The sequence below is a fragment of the Chitinophaga sp. 05T412 genome, from assembly GCF_056396465.1.
The window spans coordinates 115,827-132,340 of record NZ_JBFTLN010000006.1 but is presented as its reverse complement, the minus strand read 5'-3'; the positions used below and the strand labels follow the sequence as shown (position 1 = coordinate 132,340).

The 16,514-nt window shown below is 45.1% G+C and carries 14 protein-coding genes; 11 read left to right on the top strand and 3 right to left on the bottom strand.

What is annotated here, in order from left to right; genetic code table 11:
• Nucleotides 1-54: 54 nt before the first annotated feature.
• The gene (locus AC1DFM_RS15000) at nt 55-528 is read left to right on the top strand and encodes an SRPBCC family protein (protein ID WP_477077543.1); all 474 of its coding nucleotides are present in this window, start codon (nt 55-57) and stop codon (nt 526-528) included.
• 16 nt (nt 529-544) lie between these two features.
• On the top strand, nt 545-1,267 hold the full coding sequence (locus tag AC1DFM_RS14995) for a 2-phosphosulfolactate phosphatase (RefSeq protein ID WP_477077542.1): 723 nt from the start codon (nt 545-547) through the stop codon (nt 1,265-1,267).
• 177 nt (nt 1,268-1,444) lie between these two features.
• Here the strand turns inward: AC1DFM_RS14995 and AC1DFM_RS14990 are convergent, their stop codons facing one another.
• The gene (locus tag AC1DFM_RS14990) at nt 1,445-2,338 is read right to left on the bottom strand and encodes a helix-turn-helix domain-containing protein (protein ID WP_477077541.1); all 894 of its coding nucleotides are present in this window, start codon (nt 2,336-2,338) and stop codon (nt 1,445-1,447) included.
• Between the two features lie 84 nt (nt 2,339-2,422).
• Between AC1DFM_RS14990 and AC1DFM_RS14985 the strand changes: the two genes are divergently transcribed.
• From AC1DFM_RS14985 to AC1DFM_RS14960, 6 genes are all read left to right on the top strand, one after another.
• Entirely contained in the window at nt 2,423-3,334 is a 912-nt protein-coding gene (locus tag AC1DFM_RS14985) for an MBL fold metallo-hydrolase (RefSeq protein WP_477077540.1), read from the top strand.
• Between the two features lie 221 nt (nt 3,335-3,555).
• Nucleotides 3,556-7,293 (top strand): DEAD/DEAH box helicase, encoded by a 3,738-nt coding sequence (locus AC1DFM_RS14980; RefSeq protein ID WP_477077539.1) that lies wholly within the window; start codon nt 3,556-3,558, stop codon nt 7,291-7,293.
• Nucleotides 7,294-7,332: 39 nt separating this feature from the next.
• The gene (locus AC1DFM_RS14975; RefSeq protein WP_477077538.1) at nt 7,333-8,115 is read left to right on the top strand and encodes a hypothetical protein; all 783 of its coding nucleotides are present in this window, start codon (nt 7,333-7,335) and stop codon (nt 8,113-8,115) included.
• A complete protein-coding gene (locus tag AC1DFM_RS14970; protein ID WP_477077537.1) occupies nt 8,105-8,584 on the top strand; it encodes a hypothetical protein in 480 nt (159 codons plus the stop codon). The genes AC1DFM_RS14975 and AC1DFM_RS14970 overlap by 11 nt, the downstream gene beginning before the upstream one ends.
• A gap of 157 nt (nt 8,585-8,741) precedes the next feature.
• Nucleotides 8,742-9,293, top strand: a complete 552-nt coding sequence (locus AC1DFM_RS14965) for a carboxymuconolactone decarboxylase family protein (protein ID WP_477077536.1) — start codon at nt 8,742-8,744, stop codon at nt 9,291-9,293.
• A 66-nt stretch (nt 9,294-9,359) separates the two neighbouring features.
• The gene (locus AC1DFM_RS14960; RefSeq protein WP_477077535.1) at nt 9,360-10,244 is read left to right on the top strand and encodes a helix-turn-helix domain-containing protein; all 885 of its coding nucleotides are present in this window, start codon (nt 9,360-9,362) and stop codon (nt 10,242-10,244) included.
• Between the two features lie 33 nt (nt 10,245-10,277).
• On the opposite strand, the gene AC1DFM_RS14955 is transcribed toward AC1DFM_RS14960, so the two are convergent.
• Together AC1DFM_RS14955 and AC1DFM_RS14950 are read right to left on the bottom strand one after the other, a co-directional pair.
• Nucleotides 10,278-10,814 carry a DUF3267 domain-containing protein gene (locus AC1DFM_RS14955; protein ID WP_477077534.1) on the bottom strand — a complete coding sequence of 179 codons (537 nt, stop codon included), beginning with the start codon at nt 10,812-10,814 and terminating at the stop codon, nt 10,278-10,280.
• 31 nt (nt 10,815-10,845) lie between these two features.
• On the bottom strand, nt 10,846-11,886 hold the full coding sequence (locus tag AC1DFM_RS14950; protein WP_477077533.1) for a tetratricopeptide repeat protein: 1,041 nt from the start codon (nt 11,884-11,886) through the stop codon (nt 10,846-10,848).
• 245 nt (nt 11,887-12,131) lie between these two features.
• On the opposite strand from AC1DFM_RS14950, the gene AC1DFM_RS14945 reads away from it, so the two are divergent.
• From AC1DFM_RS14945 to kdpB, 3 genes are all read left to right on the top strand, one after another.
• Nucleotides 12,132-12,476, top strand: coding sequence for a DUF7674 family protein (locus AC1DFM_RS14945; protein WP_477077532.1), 345 nt, complete (start codon nt 12,132-12,134; stop codon nt 12,474-12,476).
• A 240-nt stretch (nt 12,477-12,716) separates the two neighbouring features.
• Nucleotides 12,717-14,429 carry a potassium-transporting ATPase subunit KdpA gene (gene kdpA / locus AC1DFM_RS14940; RefSeq protein ID WP_477077531.1) on the top strand — a complete coding sequence of 571 codons (1,713 nt, stop codon included), beginning with the start codon at nt 12,717-12,719 and terminating at the stop codon, nt 14,427-14,429.
• A gap of 19 nt (nt 14,430-14,448) precedes the next feature.
• Nucleotides 14,449-16,494: a potassium-transporting ATPase subunit KdpB gene (gene kdpB / locus AC1DFM_RS14935; protein ID WP_477077530.1), complete on the top strand. Its 2,046-nt coding sequence runs from the start codon at nt 14,449-14,451 to the stop codon at nt 16,492-16,494.
• Nucleotides 16,495-16,514 lie beyond the last annotated feature (20 nt).

Sequence of the window (16,514 nt, the reverse complement as noted above, 5' to 3'; positions counted from 1 at the left end):
GGTGCCTGGAAAGTTTTCAGTGCACCGGAATTTTTATATTTTATTACCATATCTATGCCTACTATTCATTTGACTACCGTCATTCACGCCCCGCTGGACAGGGTCTTTGACCTGAGCCGGAGCATTACGCTGCACAAGCGAAGTATGTCGCACCGACAGGAAGAAGCGATAAAAGGCCGTACCAACGGACTGATATCTTATAATGAAACAGTTACCTGGAAGGCAAAGCATCTGGGGAAAGTGAGGGAACTGACTACTAAGATCACCGCCATGCGTCAGAATGAGTTTTTTTGTGATGAGATGACGGCCGGTGATTTTACCCATATGAACCATGAACATCATTTTAAAGAAATCGGCAATGGTACCGTCATGATCGACATCATGGAGTTCGGAACGCCTTATGGCTGGTTCGGACGGGTATTTGAACGGTTTTATTTGTGTAAGTATATGGCCAAGCTCCTACAGGAGCGCAATAGTGCTATTAAGGATTATGCGGAGAGTGAAAAGTGGAGAGTAATCCTTGATTAAAGTTAAAAGTAACTGAATGACAGAAAGCAACAAACCCAGCCTGGAAGTATGTTTATCCCCGGCTTTATTACATTTGTTTGATGTAAAAAACAGTATTGTCGTAATTATCGATGTACTGCGCGCGACTTCTACCATCTGCACCGCCCTTTATAACGGCGCATCCCGGGTAATACCGGTAGCCAGCGTGGAAGAATGTGTGAACATTGGCCGCGCTATTGGCGGCATTACCGCCGGCGAACGCGATGGTAAAATTGCGGAAGGCCTGGTACATGGTAACTCTCCCTTCGAGTATCCCCGTGAGTTCGTGGAAAATCAAACCTTGGTATTAACCACTACCAACGGCACGAAACTGTTGCATATGGCCAAAGACGCTATTCAGATCGTTACCGGTTCTTTCCCGAATATTAGTGCAGTTTGTGAGTACCTTATCTCACAAAATAAAAATGTAATCCTTGGTTGTGCTGCCTGGAAAGACCGTGTAAACATGGAAGATACCCTGTTTGCCGGCGCCGTGGTAAGCCGCATTAAGGCACATTTTGATGTGAACTGCGATTCTGCTATTGCCGCTGAAGCTCTGTATGAAAGCGCCAAAGGCGATATCCACACCTTCATGAAACAAGCCTCTCACTACCAACGTTTAGCGAAGTATGGGCTGGAAAAAGATATACACTATTGTCTCACCCCGGATGGCGCCAATGTGCTGCCATTGTTCAGGGCTGGAGAACTGATAGCCGGATAATTTGTCTTGATCAGGATTAAACTGATTAGACTGATTTTTTAGATAATATTTTTGATTTTAGAAGATTAGCGAAGACTGATGTGGATATCCCCATCGATCTTCGCTATTTTTTTTAATAGATAATCAGTCTAATCAGTTTAATCCTGATCAAGACAAAAATTCGCGCTAAGCTGCTATTTATGCTTGTTGTGCCTGCTCCCGGAATTGTTGCGGAGCGAGGCCTGTATTTTTTTTGAAGAAGCGGTTAAAGTAGGCAGGATCTTCAAATCCAAGCTGATAGCCTATTTCTTTGACACTCAGGGTCTCCATAAATAATAGGCGTTTGGCTTCCAGGAGTATCCTTTCTTTAATCAGAGCGCCAGCGGTTTTACCAGCCAGTTTTTGTACCAGTGTATTTAATTGCTGCGGCGTGATATGTAATAAAGCGGCATAGTCCTGTACCGCATGTTTTTCCTGAAAATGCTGATGCAATAATTTTTTGAAAGTCAGCATTTGCGTTTGCGCTATGCCTGGCTGCAAGTGGCTTTCCTGCAGGTGTTGCTTGCGGATACGCAGTATTTCCATGAGTATTACCCGGATATAGGAATACAGGATATCTGCGGCGCCGTTGGCGCCCAGGTTATATTCCTGCAGGGCCAGTGTTATTAAGGTTTGCAGGCGGGTATATTCTTCCGGTTGCAGCTTAATCACTGGATAAGCCTGGAGGTTATCGAACAGGAAGTGGGCGTATAGCTGATGATCGGGGTCGTTGCCACTGCTGAAAAAAGGTGCATTAAATTTCAGCGAAAATCCGCGGCTGCCGGTTGTGCGCGCCAGTTCATGCACCTGCTCGGGCGACAACATAAATACTGTCGGGCCTTTGAAGGGATAGGCGGTGAAGTCGATATGATGAATACCCTCACTTTCGTTCAGTAGCATAATTTCGTAATAATCATGCCGGTGAGGATATTGGCGCGTCATGATTTTTCCGTCCTCGTTAATACCCGATACCAGCACATCGCTCAGGTGTGACGGAATGTTAGCGGTAACGCCATCATGAATACGATGAGAAGGAATCTGTTTTTGTTGCATGTTCAAATGTACAAGTAATTGTATGGTATGTCCATTGAGACGCCTTGGTGGCTAACCTACTTTTGTGGTGTAAAATTAATGAATATGTCAGACGATACCTCCAGAAGGAAATGGATTAAGCAAAGCACCCTCGCCATGATGGGCTTGCCTGTGCTGTTTAAAAATGCTTATATTCTCCCCGAAAATAATAAAGGAACGACTATGAAACATTATCTCTGCACTACTTGCGGGGTGCAATATGAAGCCAGTGAGCAAACACCAGAACATTGTCCGATTTGTGAAGATGACCGTCAATACGTAAATCCCGGTGGTCAAAGCTGGACCACGCTGGAGCAGGTACAAAAAACGCATAAGAATATAATAGAGCTGGTGGCGCCCGATTTGTACGCCATTTACAGCACGCCGGATTTTGCTATTGCACAGCGGGCGCATTTGCTCATTACGCCGGGGGGAAATATCCTGTGGGATTGCATTGCTAACCTCGACGCCTCTACGATAAAGATCATACAGCAGCTGGGAGGTATCAAAGCCATTGCTCTCTCCCACCCGCATTATTTCTCTACCATCGTGGAATGGAGCCATGCTTTTGGCAATATTCCGGTGTATGTGCACMAGCTGGATGCGGAATGGCTACAACGCCGCGATGACGTGATTAAGCTATGGTCAGGAAATGAATTACCATTATGGGACGGCGTTAAGCTGGTATTATGTGGCGGGCATTTCCCCGGCGCCAATGTGCTTTATTCCCCTGCCGGCAAGGGGAAGCTACTGGTGGGAGATGTGATTCAGGTATCATCCGACCGGAAAACGGTGTCTGTGATGTACAGCTATCCCAATAATATTCCTTTATCTGCCCGGGAAATTAACACGTTACATACGGCCGTAAAACCGTTGGCATACGATGCCATGTATGGTGCTTTTGGGAAATATATTAAAACAGGTGCGCAGGCAGCCGTAGATTTTTCCTTAGAGAGATATCTGCAGCGAATTAAATGATTGATAAACAGGCATCTATATTTGTAAAAAAAGATGTTGAAAAAATCCTGCTTCCCGCCATGGCAAACGGGGAGCGGTTAATGCGTTCTTAATGTGTGGACTGCGGGTTATTAGAAAATTTCTGCTTACTTTTGTGGATTGCCTTTTTATCAGCTGTTAAGTTTTTTTGATATATCTATTAACCCTTGTGCTGATAATAAAAGCGGGCAACAACGTATAGTATGTCGCTACCCCATTTGCTAAAATATGTTTACAACAACGGCACTGATGAAGTGATCCGCAGGGGGAAGCGTATTTTTTCGGCCGGGGGCGTTGAACTCATCGAGGCAGACCCGGTACTGAAATCAGCTACCTTCCGCGTAAAGAGCGACACACACGCCAATTACTACCGTGTTTCCATCAGCAAGTATGGAGAAACAACCGGTATGTCCATCCGGTGTCAATGCCCTTACAACCTGGGCGACATCTGCCGGCACGAAGCAGCCGCGCTTTTCCAGCTCCAGGAAATGCTGGATAAAAATCATTTCGAGAGCTTCGACACACAATTTGATCAGCAACATACGCTGATTAAGATGAAGTCTATCGACATAAAATCCATCAAACTGCTGACCTCTGGCACCATCCTGGCCGAAGCAGAAGAAATCGCCAAAAAACATCCCGCTAAAATCATTGCAGCGAAAGATGAAAAGGTAGAAGCCCTGCTGAAGCTCAATGGAGCCGAATTCCCCCTGATCATTCAACGGAATGAGGAACGCTTCTTTGATACGCATTGCACCTGTGATGAAACGGATCATGCCCTCTGTGTGCATAAAACCGCCCTGTTCCTGCAATTGCTGCAGAAAAACGGACCGTTTTATTTCGATACCCTCCGTAACTGGGATAAAGAGAAAAATAAACTCCTCTCCCTCTACGGTTACTCCCTGTCAGATGACCTGAACGGAAAATTTGCCTTCTCCTACATGGATGGTAAACCATTCCTCCGCGTATTGGACCCGTCCATTAAACGCGTAGATGGCGCCGCCGCCGGCAGACAGCCCGTTACAGCACCACCACCAACAGAGGAAACCATTACCATTACACAACGATTAGCAGCCGTATTTAACGCCAACGAATCGTTGTATCCTTATTTCAAAATAGACCTGGTTAGCGGCGAAATAAACGAAGAACAAAACGGCTTCGTATCCCTTGCCAGCAAACTGGATCTCACCAAATACGTAGACTTCTACCAGTTCAAGGAAAAAGACAGGGAACTCATAGCGCCTATACGAAAATTACAAGGCAGCGAAGTGAGTAAATTCCTTAGCAAAAACTCTCCTTTTGCCGGCATATGGGAAAATATTACGCACGAAAATGCGGAAGAACTACCCACCGAAACAAAAGAGCTGATGCTGGAATACCTGCATCCCAAACTCGCCAAACTGTTCCCACAGCTGGCCGAGCACGGACTGGTATTTGCCTTACCCAACAGGCAAGCCTTCAAAACAAAGAACTTACAGCTGCTGCAAATAGGTGCCGAACGCCTCAAGCTCGTCATCAAAACCACCACCGGCGATACGCACGTGGAAGTAAACTGTTTCGTAAACATTGAAGGAGAATTGGTCAACGTAGCAGGCAACGAATGGGATAGCCCCCTGATGTTCCTTTACAAACAAGTGATTTATTTGTTTGAAAGCCCACAGGACGCTCTGCACGTAGAACTCTTCAGACAAAGTGGTAAGCTGCGCATCGTCAACAAGGAATGGCCGGCCTACCTGAAAGATTATCTGCTGCCGTTGAGTCGCCAGTACGATATCCAGTTCGACAAAGATTTGCTGGCTGAGGTAGATGATATCACGCCGGAACCCCGCGTATTCCTGAAAGAACTGGGCGAAACCTTCATCATACAGCCAGGCTTCGCTTACCGCGGACAGGAAGTAGAATGGAACGATGAAAGCAAAATCACCGTTCAGGAAGGCAACAAAGTACTCATCATTCACCGTAATAAAGATGCGGAAGAAACATTTGTAGCTAAACTTCGCACCTTACATACCAACTTCGCACAGCACGATAACCACAACTACTTCTACCTGCGCGCAAAAGAAGCGCTGAAGAACAACTGGTTCTTCCTCTTCTTCGACGCCCTGAAAGAAATGAATGTGCGCGTATTTGGCTTCGACAACCTGCGTAACTTCAAATTCAGCTCGCATAAGCCGGTTACCAACCTGCAAATCAGCTCGGGCATCGATTGGTTTGATGCACAGATCGAAGTATTATACGGTGATCAGAAAGTAAGTATCAAGGATATTAAAAATGCGCTGGCCAACAAACAGAACTACGTTCAGCTGGCAGATGGCTCCCTGGGCCTCCTGCCGGAAGAATGGCTGCGCAAATACTCCCTGCTCTTTAAAGTAGGGGAAGAAAGAGATAAAGGACTTAAACTCAGCAAATACAACTTCAGCGTCATCGATGAACTCTACGAGTTTATTGACGATGAAGCCGTAGTACTAGAGCTGGAACAAAAGCGCCGCAAGCTGTTGCAGTTCGATGAGATCCGCAATATTGCCCTGCCGGAGAACCTGCAGGCTACGCTGCGTCCTTACCAGGAAAGCGGTTTCCAATGGCTCAACTACCTCGATGACATCAAATGGGGTGGTATCCTGGCAGATGACATGGGGTTGGGTAAAACCATTCAGGCCCTCACCTTCCTGCAGTATTACAAAAACAAGAACGGTGGTAAAACCATGGCGTTGATAGTTTGTCCTACCACGCTGATTTACAACTGGGAAAATGAAATAAAGAAATTCACGCCAGATATCAAACATCATATCCACCACGGTCCAGCGCGACTGAAAGCTTCTGAAGAGCTGGTGAAATTTGATGCCATTATTACTACCTACGGCACCTTGCGCAGCGATATTCAGCTGCTCATGAAAGTGGAATTTGACTACGTGATTCTTGATGAATCACAAGCCATCAAAAATCCACAATCCAAGGTAACCAAGGCGGCGCAACTGCTGCAAACCAAGAACAGACTGGCACTCAGCGGTACGCCGATGCAGAATAATACCTTTGATATCTATGCGCAGATGAACTTCCTGAATCCGGGTATGCTTGGTAGCGTCGACTTCTTCCGCAATGAATTTGCTACGCCTATCGATAAATTCCAGGATGAAGAAAGAAAAGAACACCTGCGTAAACTGATCTATCCGTTTATTCTTCGTCGTACCAAAGAACAGGTGGCGAAAGATCTGCCGGAAAAAATAGAAACCGTGATCTTCTGCGAAATGGATGCGGAACAACGGCATATTTATGATGCCTATCGCAATACCTATCGCTCTAAGATCCTCGGTGTTATTGAGGATCAGGGTATGGAACGTTCTCAGCTCACCATCCTGCAAGGCTTGATGAAGCTGCGCCAGATCTGCGACTCCCCTGCTATCCTCAACGATACAGAGCAGTATCCAAATCACTCTGTAAAGTTGCATGAACTCACCCGTGAAATATCTGAGAACATCGGTAACCACAAAGTGCTGATCTTCTCTCAATTCCTGGGCATGCTGGGCCTGATCCGCGATCGGATGCAACACCTCAAAATTCCTTACGAATACTTTGATGGTAGTACCTCCACCGTTGACAGGGAAAAAGCCATTCAGAACTTCCAGCACAACGATGAATGCCGGGTATTCCTGATATCCCTCAAAGCCGGTGGCGTGGGCTTGAACCTCACTGCAGCCGACTACGTATACATCGTAGATCCATGGTGGAACCCGGCCGTAGAGCAACAAGCCATTGACCGTACTCACCGTATCGGGCAAACGAAAAATATTTTTGCTTACCGCATGATCTGTAAAGACACGGTGGAAGAGAAAATATTGCAGTTGCAGGAACGTAAGAAATCACTGGTGAAAGAGATCATTTCCGACGATAGTGGTTTTGTGAAGAAGTTGACGAAGGAAGATGTGTTGTATTTGTTTAGTTAGAATGTCTTTTGAAAACCTGTTTTGTCGTAAATTTATTAGGTGGAAAAAATTGGCTACATAGAAGTCAGAATAAATGGCTCCAAAGGTAATCTTGATTTAACTCCGGATAATTATGATATCCGAGAGATCAGGGATATGTTGGAACAAGTGGAAGGGCTTTTGATGCCAAGTGATAAGAAGGATAGACCAATAATCAGTTATCAATTGGAAGCTGGCTCTGTCAGACATATCTTTAAAACATCTATTCAATATATTATAGGATTTAATGCTATTCTTGGGCAAATTGCTGTTGGTAAGTCAATAGACTTTTTAGACTTGCCAACAGCAAAAGCTTTTGAGAGCTTTCAGGAAATCGCAATAAGAAAACAATATTCGTTTGAGATAAATACATCTATTGAGCACTCTAATAAGCTCCACATTGATAGAACGACTAAATTCTCCAGAACCGTTTCTATTTGGGCCAATGCTGAATTCTATTTCTATGGTAAAGTTATTAGCATGGGAGGGAAAGATAAATCCAATATTCATTTAGCAACAGGAGATCAGGGTATTGTTATTATTCAAACCAATAAAGATTACCTGGAGCAGCTAGAGAATAATCTTCTCTATAAAACATATGGCATAAGGGTTGTCGGAAAACAGCATACTGAAACCGGAGAGATTGATAAATCAACGTTAAAGTTTGTAGAGTTGCTGGATTATCAACCGCGGTATGACGAAAACTATTTGAAAGAATTAAGGAATAGAGCGCGCAATAATTGGTCAGATGGGTTCGATGCAGATGATTGGTTGAAAGAAATAAGAGGAGGATATGATGCATAAAGGAGTGTTGTTAGATACCAGCTTTTTTATTCGATTCCTGAATGAGTCAGATCCCCTATTCTCTAATGCTGATGGCTATTATCGCTATTTTATTGATCAGGATATCCCGATGTTTATCTCCACAATTTCTATAGCTGAATACTGCGTTCTTGGAGATATGAATGAATTGCCGTTGAGAAACCTCCAGATTATTCCGTTTAATTTATCTCATGCAAAGCGTACTGGTGAATTTGCCAGGCTTGTCTTTAAAAACAAAGGACGATTAAAGCTTACAGAACGTAATATAATCCCCAACGATACAAAGCTTTTTGCAACTGCTGATGTAGAATCCAACATTACATATTATTTATCTTCAGATGGCGAAAGTTATAAAATATACTCCCTCTTAAAAGAGCTGGATTCGCCTAAGTTTCAATTTATTGATTTGAAGAATAGACACAATTTAACCTTTGGTTTGTTAGACTTTTAGTATTCCCTTTACTTTTATCCTTTCTTTTTGGTGCCTTTAGGCCCCTGGGAAAATTGTCCATGCGATAGCGTCAATCCTGCATGGCCTGGCCGGTTGTTTTGGGCCAATTTTGTGCTATCAACAACAAATAAAATTTTCACCCAGAAAAAACTTTAAAATGGCACGATTAACTGCACTCAATCCCGACACTACCACCGGTAAATCAAAAGAACTGTTTAACGCCGTACAAGGCAAACTCGGCGTAGTTCCCAATATGATGCGTACAATGGGGAACTCCCCCGCCCTGCTGAATGGCTATCTTCAGCTGAGTGCTGCACTTGGCGGCGGAACGCTGGGCGCCAAAACAGGAGAATTGATAGCCCTGGCGGTAGGAGAAAGTAACAGCTGCGACTACTGCTTATCGGCGCATACCTTTATAGGGACCAACCTGGTAAAAATTGACGCCACAACTTTGGCTGACGCCAGAGAAGGTAAAGCCGCAGATGCTAAAACACAGGCTATCCTGCAATTTGCGAAGAAGCTGGTGAGCAAAAGTGGCCATGTAAGTAATGAAGACCTGGAAGAAGTGAAAGCCGCCGGTTTAACAGAAGGCGAAATTGGAGAAGTGATAGGACATGTAGGATTGAATATTCTGACTAATTATTTTAATCATACTGCGGAAACGGAAATAGATTTTCCACCGGTAGCAGCGCATGCTACAATAGCTTAAATTTACGGATATCAATAAGCAGGTGAAAGTGCACACACCTGCTTATTGCCAAACAAACCAGTATTTATGGATACCACTGCTGCCTATACGCTGATAGATCCGGCCACAGGAAACCTTGCCCTAAAGCTATTCTCCTTTGAGAACAATAATCATTTTGATCATGTGCAGCGCAATAATTATTATTCGGTCATCTGGTTACACCAGGGAAGCGGGAAATTGAAATCGGATTTTTCCTCTTATGATTTTGAAGATAATAACCTGTTGGCATTTGCGCCTTATCAGCCGTTTATGCTGTGTACCACTTCCCAGCTGACCGGTGTGGCATTGCAGTTTCATCCGGATTTTTTCTGTATTCATATGCATCATAAAGAGGTATCCTGTAATGGTGTGTTGTTTAATAATATTTACCAGGCTCCTTATGTGAAAGTAGATAGCAACGCTGCCGCTACTTTCAATATGATCATTGAACAAATGAAGCAGGAGATGAAACATAAGGAGTTGGCGCAGTATGAAGCGCTCATTTCTTACCTGAAAATATTTCTGGTAACGGCATCGAGGTTGAAAATTCAGCAGCAGGAGGAATTGAACGTACTCTCAGATAGCCAATACAAAGAACCCGTTATTCTTCAACAGCTCAAGGATGCTATTGAAGGCAATTTTAAAATGAAACACAGTGCTGGTGATTATGCTGCATTGCTTAATATTTCTACGAAAGCCCTGGGGCGTGTTACCAGAACGCATTTCAATAAAACCATTACGCACCTGATTGCGGAACGTATTATTGTAGAAGCCAAAAGAGAACTGTATCTGACCAATAAAGCGATAAAAGAAATCGCTTTCGAGCTGGGGTATGAGGATGAATTCTATTTTAGTCGCTTTTTTAAAGCGAATACGGATGTGTCGCCACAGATGTTTCGTAATACGGTAGGCTTTGGGCGTGCTGATACGTAAATAAAAAAGGAGCGATACAAATCGCTCCTTTTTTTATGCACATAAACTAACAATCAGCTTAGGCAGCCCAATCGCCACGCCTATTCCATAAGCCAGATCCAGCCAGAAGAAGGAGCCCAGGGCGCCGAGCATAATTAGCCCCGCTACCGGAACGGCCAGTATTTTTAGCCATATCGGTGTATCTTCGCCATGCCAGAGGGTTTGCCACATGCTTTGGGCATCGCCGAGGCTGGGAAAGGAATGCATGGCAATGCTAATGCCGAGGTATAATAAGATATAATCGAACAGTGTGCCTGACTCAAATTGTACTACCGGAATAGCGGCAGGAAATGCAATGATGAAGCCCAGCAGCGTATTTACGAAAAATGGCCCGATGCTGATCATCAGCTGCTGTACCGGGTTACGTGGTATTTCGTGAATTACGTATCCGGCAGGATTAGCCACCTGGAAATACTTTACTTCAAATATGGCTACGCCAAATAAACGGCAGAAAAGCTGGTGCGCAAATTCATGTACAATTACACCCGGAAAGGTAATGACGGTGATAACAATACCTGGAACAAAAAACATATTGCTGATTTTTTAAGTTTTGGGAAGATGATTACCGGTAACTGATTTTGCCGCTGAAGATGTCTGCCATTTCTGCAATGGTAGCAGAGTCGGTATCTGGCATCGTTTTAATTTTTGTAAATAACTGATCCCGTTCTTTGGGCTTGTTATTGAAGTGGTCTGCTATGGCCAGGGCATAGATGGTTCCTTCTGAATCCGGGTTGAGTTCATACGCTGCGGTGGCTTTTTGTAGCGCTTCCTTATCGCGTTTTTGCTTTAACATCGTTTTTGCCATGGTAGCTAATGCACGGTGCGATTCCGCGTTTTGCTCCAACATTCTTTCACAGAGTTTTATGGATGCGTCGTACTTCTTTTCTTCTCTATAGGTATTGGCTAACCACAAATAGGCCGCATGGAAATCCGGTTTGGTGCTGACCAGTTTATTAAAGAGGCTGTCTGCCCTGGTGTAGTTCTTATTGTTATAAGCACTTCTGGCTAACATGAAGGCGGCACAGGCATCTCCGGAATGGTTAGCACAATATTTTTCCAGTTGTTGCACATATTCCGGCTCATCTTCGGCCAGCTGGTTTATAGAAGTGGCAAAGGCGGTATCCGATAAATTATAATATTGGAAAGCTTCTGTTGCTTTGTTTACCTCGTTGACCAGCTCTTTGTTATTACTTTGCCGCTCGCTCATTAAGGTGAGCATGCTGTCGGCTTCTGCCAGATTATCGCTTTGTATGGCTGCTAACAGGTAGTGGGCGCCCGCTTCAAAGTTGTTGGGAAATTGCTGCAATACCTGTGCGAGTAGCTTCTGCTCCGTGATGTAATGATGCGTTTTCTCTGCTTTGAGTGCCCGCTCGTAGGTGATGCCCGCTTTGAGATATTTAGGCAAATTATATCCGGAAATTAAAAAGAGAAGGGCCACACCCAGGGCGCCCCATTTCACGCTGTTAAGAACCGGGTAACGACTAAACTGTTTTCTGCATTCTTTGCAGAGTGGCGTTACATAACCTGACTCCGTTTCGGGATTGCCACAATTACGACAAGGTAGTTGGGTTGGTATCGATGACAATGCATTCATTTCATCCATGAAATATAGGTTTAGGTATCGGGAATGGGTATATTACAATCGGGTGCCAAGGTAGGAAAACACTTTCATTTCTGCATACACCCTACCATTTCTGCATGGTTTCAGAAACCGCATCGCGAACCCCATCTCCGGAAATTATTATTTAAATAATTGATAATCAATTTTATAAGATAGAAATAAACCCTGTTTTGGCATACTGGCATTCCAATGGCATTCCCCCATTTGTATCAAAAACAAATTGATCCATGCTACCAGACTCGAAAATCTCTCAACTGATAGGTTCGCAGATACCAGGGGTAACATTCCCGGCAGAACAGCAGGTACCCGCAAAAGGTACTATCAGCAAAGTGATTCACACCTTCGCTGATTATACCGGCCGAATGATACGTAATGAACAATTACATGAAGTGAAGCGTTGCTTTCATGTAGCCGGTGTACTGTACCATAACGGAAGTAGTGCCTTACGGAACGCCATCGAAAGCGCCTTTATGTACACGCTGTCCCCCCTGATCTGTGGAAAGCATAAGGAATTGCTGCCGCTATCATTGAAGAATGTGAGACTTCAGCATTTACAAACAATCGCTATATAAAACACTTCTTTATGATCATGACTATTCTTTTGGTATTAGCAGGGCTGGCCTGCTTTGCTGTATTCTTCAAATCGGTCGACTATTTCGAAAAGATCTAACACTTCTATTATGACTGCATTATTTGTTTTATCACTTTTCGTTTTCGGCTACATGATATATGTACTGTTGAAGCCTGAGAAGTTCTGATGGGTATCATAAACCCAAACGCCTATACGCAACGATTTTTAACTAACTATAGCAATGACAACAGACATTTTAGGCGTAATTGCCACCTACGGCATCACGCTGTTACTCGCCTGGCCACTTTCCAGGTATATTGTAAAAGTATTCAGGGGCGATCGGACCTGGTCCGACTTTATGGCGCCACTGGAACGCCTCTTCTTCAAAATATCCGGTATCAATCCCAAGGAGGAAATGAACTGGAAGGACCACATGAAAGCCTTGCTGACCATCAACCTCGTGTGGTTTGTATATGCTTTCTTCGCATTAATGTTCCAGGATAAATTGCCACTGAACCCGGATGGAAACCCCGGACAGTCGGCAGATCTGGCGTTTAACACCGCCATCAGTTTTGTGGTAAACTGTAACCTCCAACACTATTCCGGCGAAACCGGCGTTACCTACTTCACGCAATTATTTGTACTGGCCTTCCTGCAATTTGTAAGTGCTGCTACAGGTATTGCCGCACTGGTGGTAGTGTTTAAGGCCATGAAGGAGAAAACCACTACCAAACTGGGTAACTTCTGGGATATTTTCCTGAAAACTATTACCCGTATCCTGTTACCGCTCAGTATTGTTATTGCACTCATCTTTATATTCAATGGTATGCCTGCCAGCTTCGCCGGCAAGGATACCGTAGTAACTATGCAAGGCGATACCGTGAATGTATCCCGTGGTCCGGTGGCTGGATTTGTGGCTATCAAACACCTGGGAACTAACGGTGGTGGCTTCTTTGGCGCTAACTCTGCCCACCCGCTGGAAAACCCTAACTACGTTACCTGGATGACAGAAATGGTGGCGCAGGTAGTGATACCCATCGCCATGGTATTTGCACTGGGCTTGTTTATACAGAAAAGGAAATTCGCCAACGTCATATTTGGGATCATGACAATCGGTATGATTTGTTTATTGATCCCTTCGATGCAACAGGAAATGGCCGGTAACCCGGCAATCGCCAAAATGGGTATCCACCAGGTAACGGGGGCCATGGAGGGCAAGGAAGTGCGATTCGGCGCCGCTGCCACCGGTTATTGGAGCACGGTGACGACCATTATTTCTACCGGCTCCGTATGCGGTTGGCACGATAGCACCATGCCGATGACCGGTTTGATGCAACTCCTGGGTATGATGCTGAACTGCCTGTATGGTGGTTGTGGCGTAGGTATCCTGAACTATTACATCTACATCATTATCGCAGTATTTATATCCGGGCTCATGGTAGGACGTACACCTGAATTCATGGGACATAAACTGGAAGCACGGGAAGTGAAGATTGCGGCGATTATTACGCTCTTATCGCCTTTCCTGATCCTGGCAGGTACCGCTTTATCTGCCTTCATCTTAACGCATCATCCGAATGCTGATTGGGCGGTGAAGCCATCGTCGTGGCTTAACAATCCCAGCTTCCACGGGTTCTCGGAAATGCTGTATGAGTATACTTCTGCTAATGCCAATAATGGTTCCGGATTTGAAGGTTTGGGAGATGGTAACGTATTCTGGAACGTTTCAACCGGCTTTGTGCTGATCCTCGGCAGGTTCCTGCCTATTATAGGACCAGTGGCAATTGCAGGGTTGATGGCCTCCAAGAAATACATCCCTGAATCTGCGGGTACGTTGAAAACAGATTCACTCACTTTCGGCGCTATGACATTTGCAGTGATCGTTATTTTGACTGCCTTGTCTTATTTCCCTGCGCTGGCTCTGGGTCCTATTGCAGAGTATTTTTCTATGTAATTTTTAATGACTGACTACTATGAAGCATGATAATAAATTGTTTCCGAAAGAACTGGTGATGGAGAGCCTGAAGCAGTCGTTCGTGAAACTGAATCCAAAACTGATGATTAAAAACCCGGTGATGTTCACCGTGGAAGTAGGTACCGCTGTAATGCTGATAGTAGCACTGTATGCCATCTTTACCGGCAACCGTGACCAGGGCAGCGCTGCTTACAACGTCGCAATATTTGTAGTGCTTTTCCTCACCGTGTTATTTGCCAACTTCGCAGAAGCGATTGCAGAAGCGCGTGGTAAAGCACAGGCAGAAAGCCTTCGTAAAACGAGAGAAGAAACACCCGCGAAGAAAGTAGAACTGATCGGTGAAATATTCACCAACGAAATTAAAATCGTTTCTTCTGCTACCTTGCGTAAAGGCGACATCTTTGTATGTGAAGCCGGAGACATTATTCCGGCAGATGGAGAAATTGTGGAAGGCCTCGCCAGCATCGATGAATCGGCCATTACCGGCGAAAGCGCCCCGGTGATTCGTGAAGCGGGTGGTGATAAATCCAGCGTGGTAGGTGGTACCAAAGTATTGTCCGATCACATCAAAGTAAGAGTAAGCACCGAAGCCGGCGAATCTTTCCTGGATAAAATGATTGCCCTCGTAGAAGGCGCCAGCAGACAAAAAACACCGAATGAAATTGCGCTGACGATCCTGTTAGCCAGCTTCACCCTGGTATTCATCATTGTGTGTGTAACGCTGAAACCTTTTGCCGACTACGCACAAACACCAATCACTATCGCCGCATTCATCTCTTTGTTTGTGTGCCTGATTCCGACTACCATCGGCGGTTTATTATCTGCCATCGGTATTGCCGGTATGGACCGGGCTTTGCGTGCCAATGTAATCACTAAATCCGGTAAGGCTGTAGAAACCGCCGGAGATATAGATGTGTTGCTGCTCGACAAAACCGGTACCATCACTATCGGTAACCGTAAGGCCACTAACTTCTACGCTACCAACGGTGTTTCCAACGAAGAGTTTATTCGTCTTTGTGCACTCAGCTCCTTATCCGATGAAACGCCGGAAGGTAAGTCCATCGTGGAACTGGCAGGTAAAGACGTGGTGAATAAATTATCGGTGAGTGGCGCCAGCCTGGTGAAATTCACTGCAGAAACCCGCAGTAGCGGTATTGACCTTCCCGATGGCAATCGTATCCGTAAAGGCGCCTACGATGCTATCAGACGTCTGGCAGAGAAAGAAGGATTTACTTTCCCTGCAGAAACCCTGGCGAAAGTAGAAGCCATTTCTAAAGATGGTGGTACACCGCTGGTAGTATCGCTCAATAGTAAAGTGCAAGGCGTGATTGAATTGCAGGATATCATCAAACCCGGTATCAGCGAACGTTTCGACCGTCTGCGTAAAATGGGTGTGAAAACCGTGATGGTAACCGGTGATAACCCGCTGACCGCTAAATTTATTGCCAACAAAGCCGGGGTGGACGACTTCATCGCAGAAGCCAAACCGGAAGATAAAATGAGCTATATCCGCAAGGAGCAAAATGAAGGCCGCCTTGTAGCCATGATGGGCGACGGTACCAACGACGCCCCTGCCCTCGCCCAGGCCGATGTAGGCGTAGCTATGAACAGCGGTACCCAGGCAGCAAAAGAAGCCGGTAACATGGTGGACCTGGACAATGATCCTACCAAGCTGATTGAAATAGTGGAAATCGGTAAACAGTTACTGATGACGCGCGGTACCCTTACCACCTTCTCCATTGCGAATGATGTGGCCAAGTATTTCGCGATTGTGCCTGCCTTGTTTGTGGCGTCTATACCTGCTTTGCAAGGTATTAACATCATGAAGCTGCATAGTCCTGAAACCGCCATTTTGAGCGCTGTTATTTTTAATGCCATCATTATCCCGATGCTGATTCCGCTGGCATTACGCGGGGTGGCTTACAAGCCTATCGGCGCCAGCGCCCTGCTCCGCAGAAATCTGCTGATCTATGGTGTAGGCGGTATTATCGCACCTTTCATTGGTATCAAGTTGATTGATATGGTGATGGCGCTGTTCATGTAATTGTAAATGATAAAAATTTT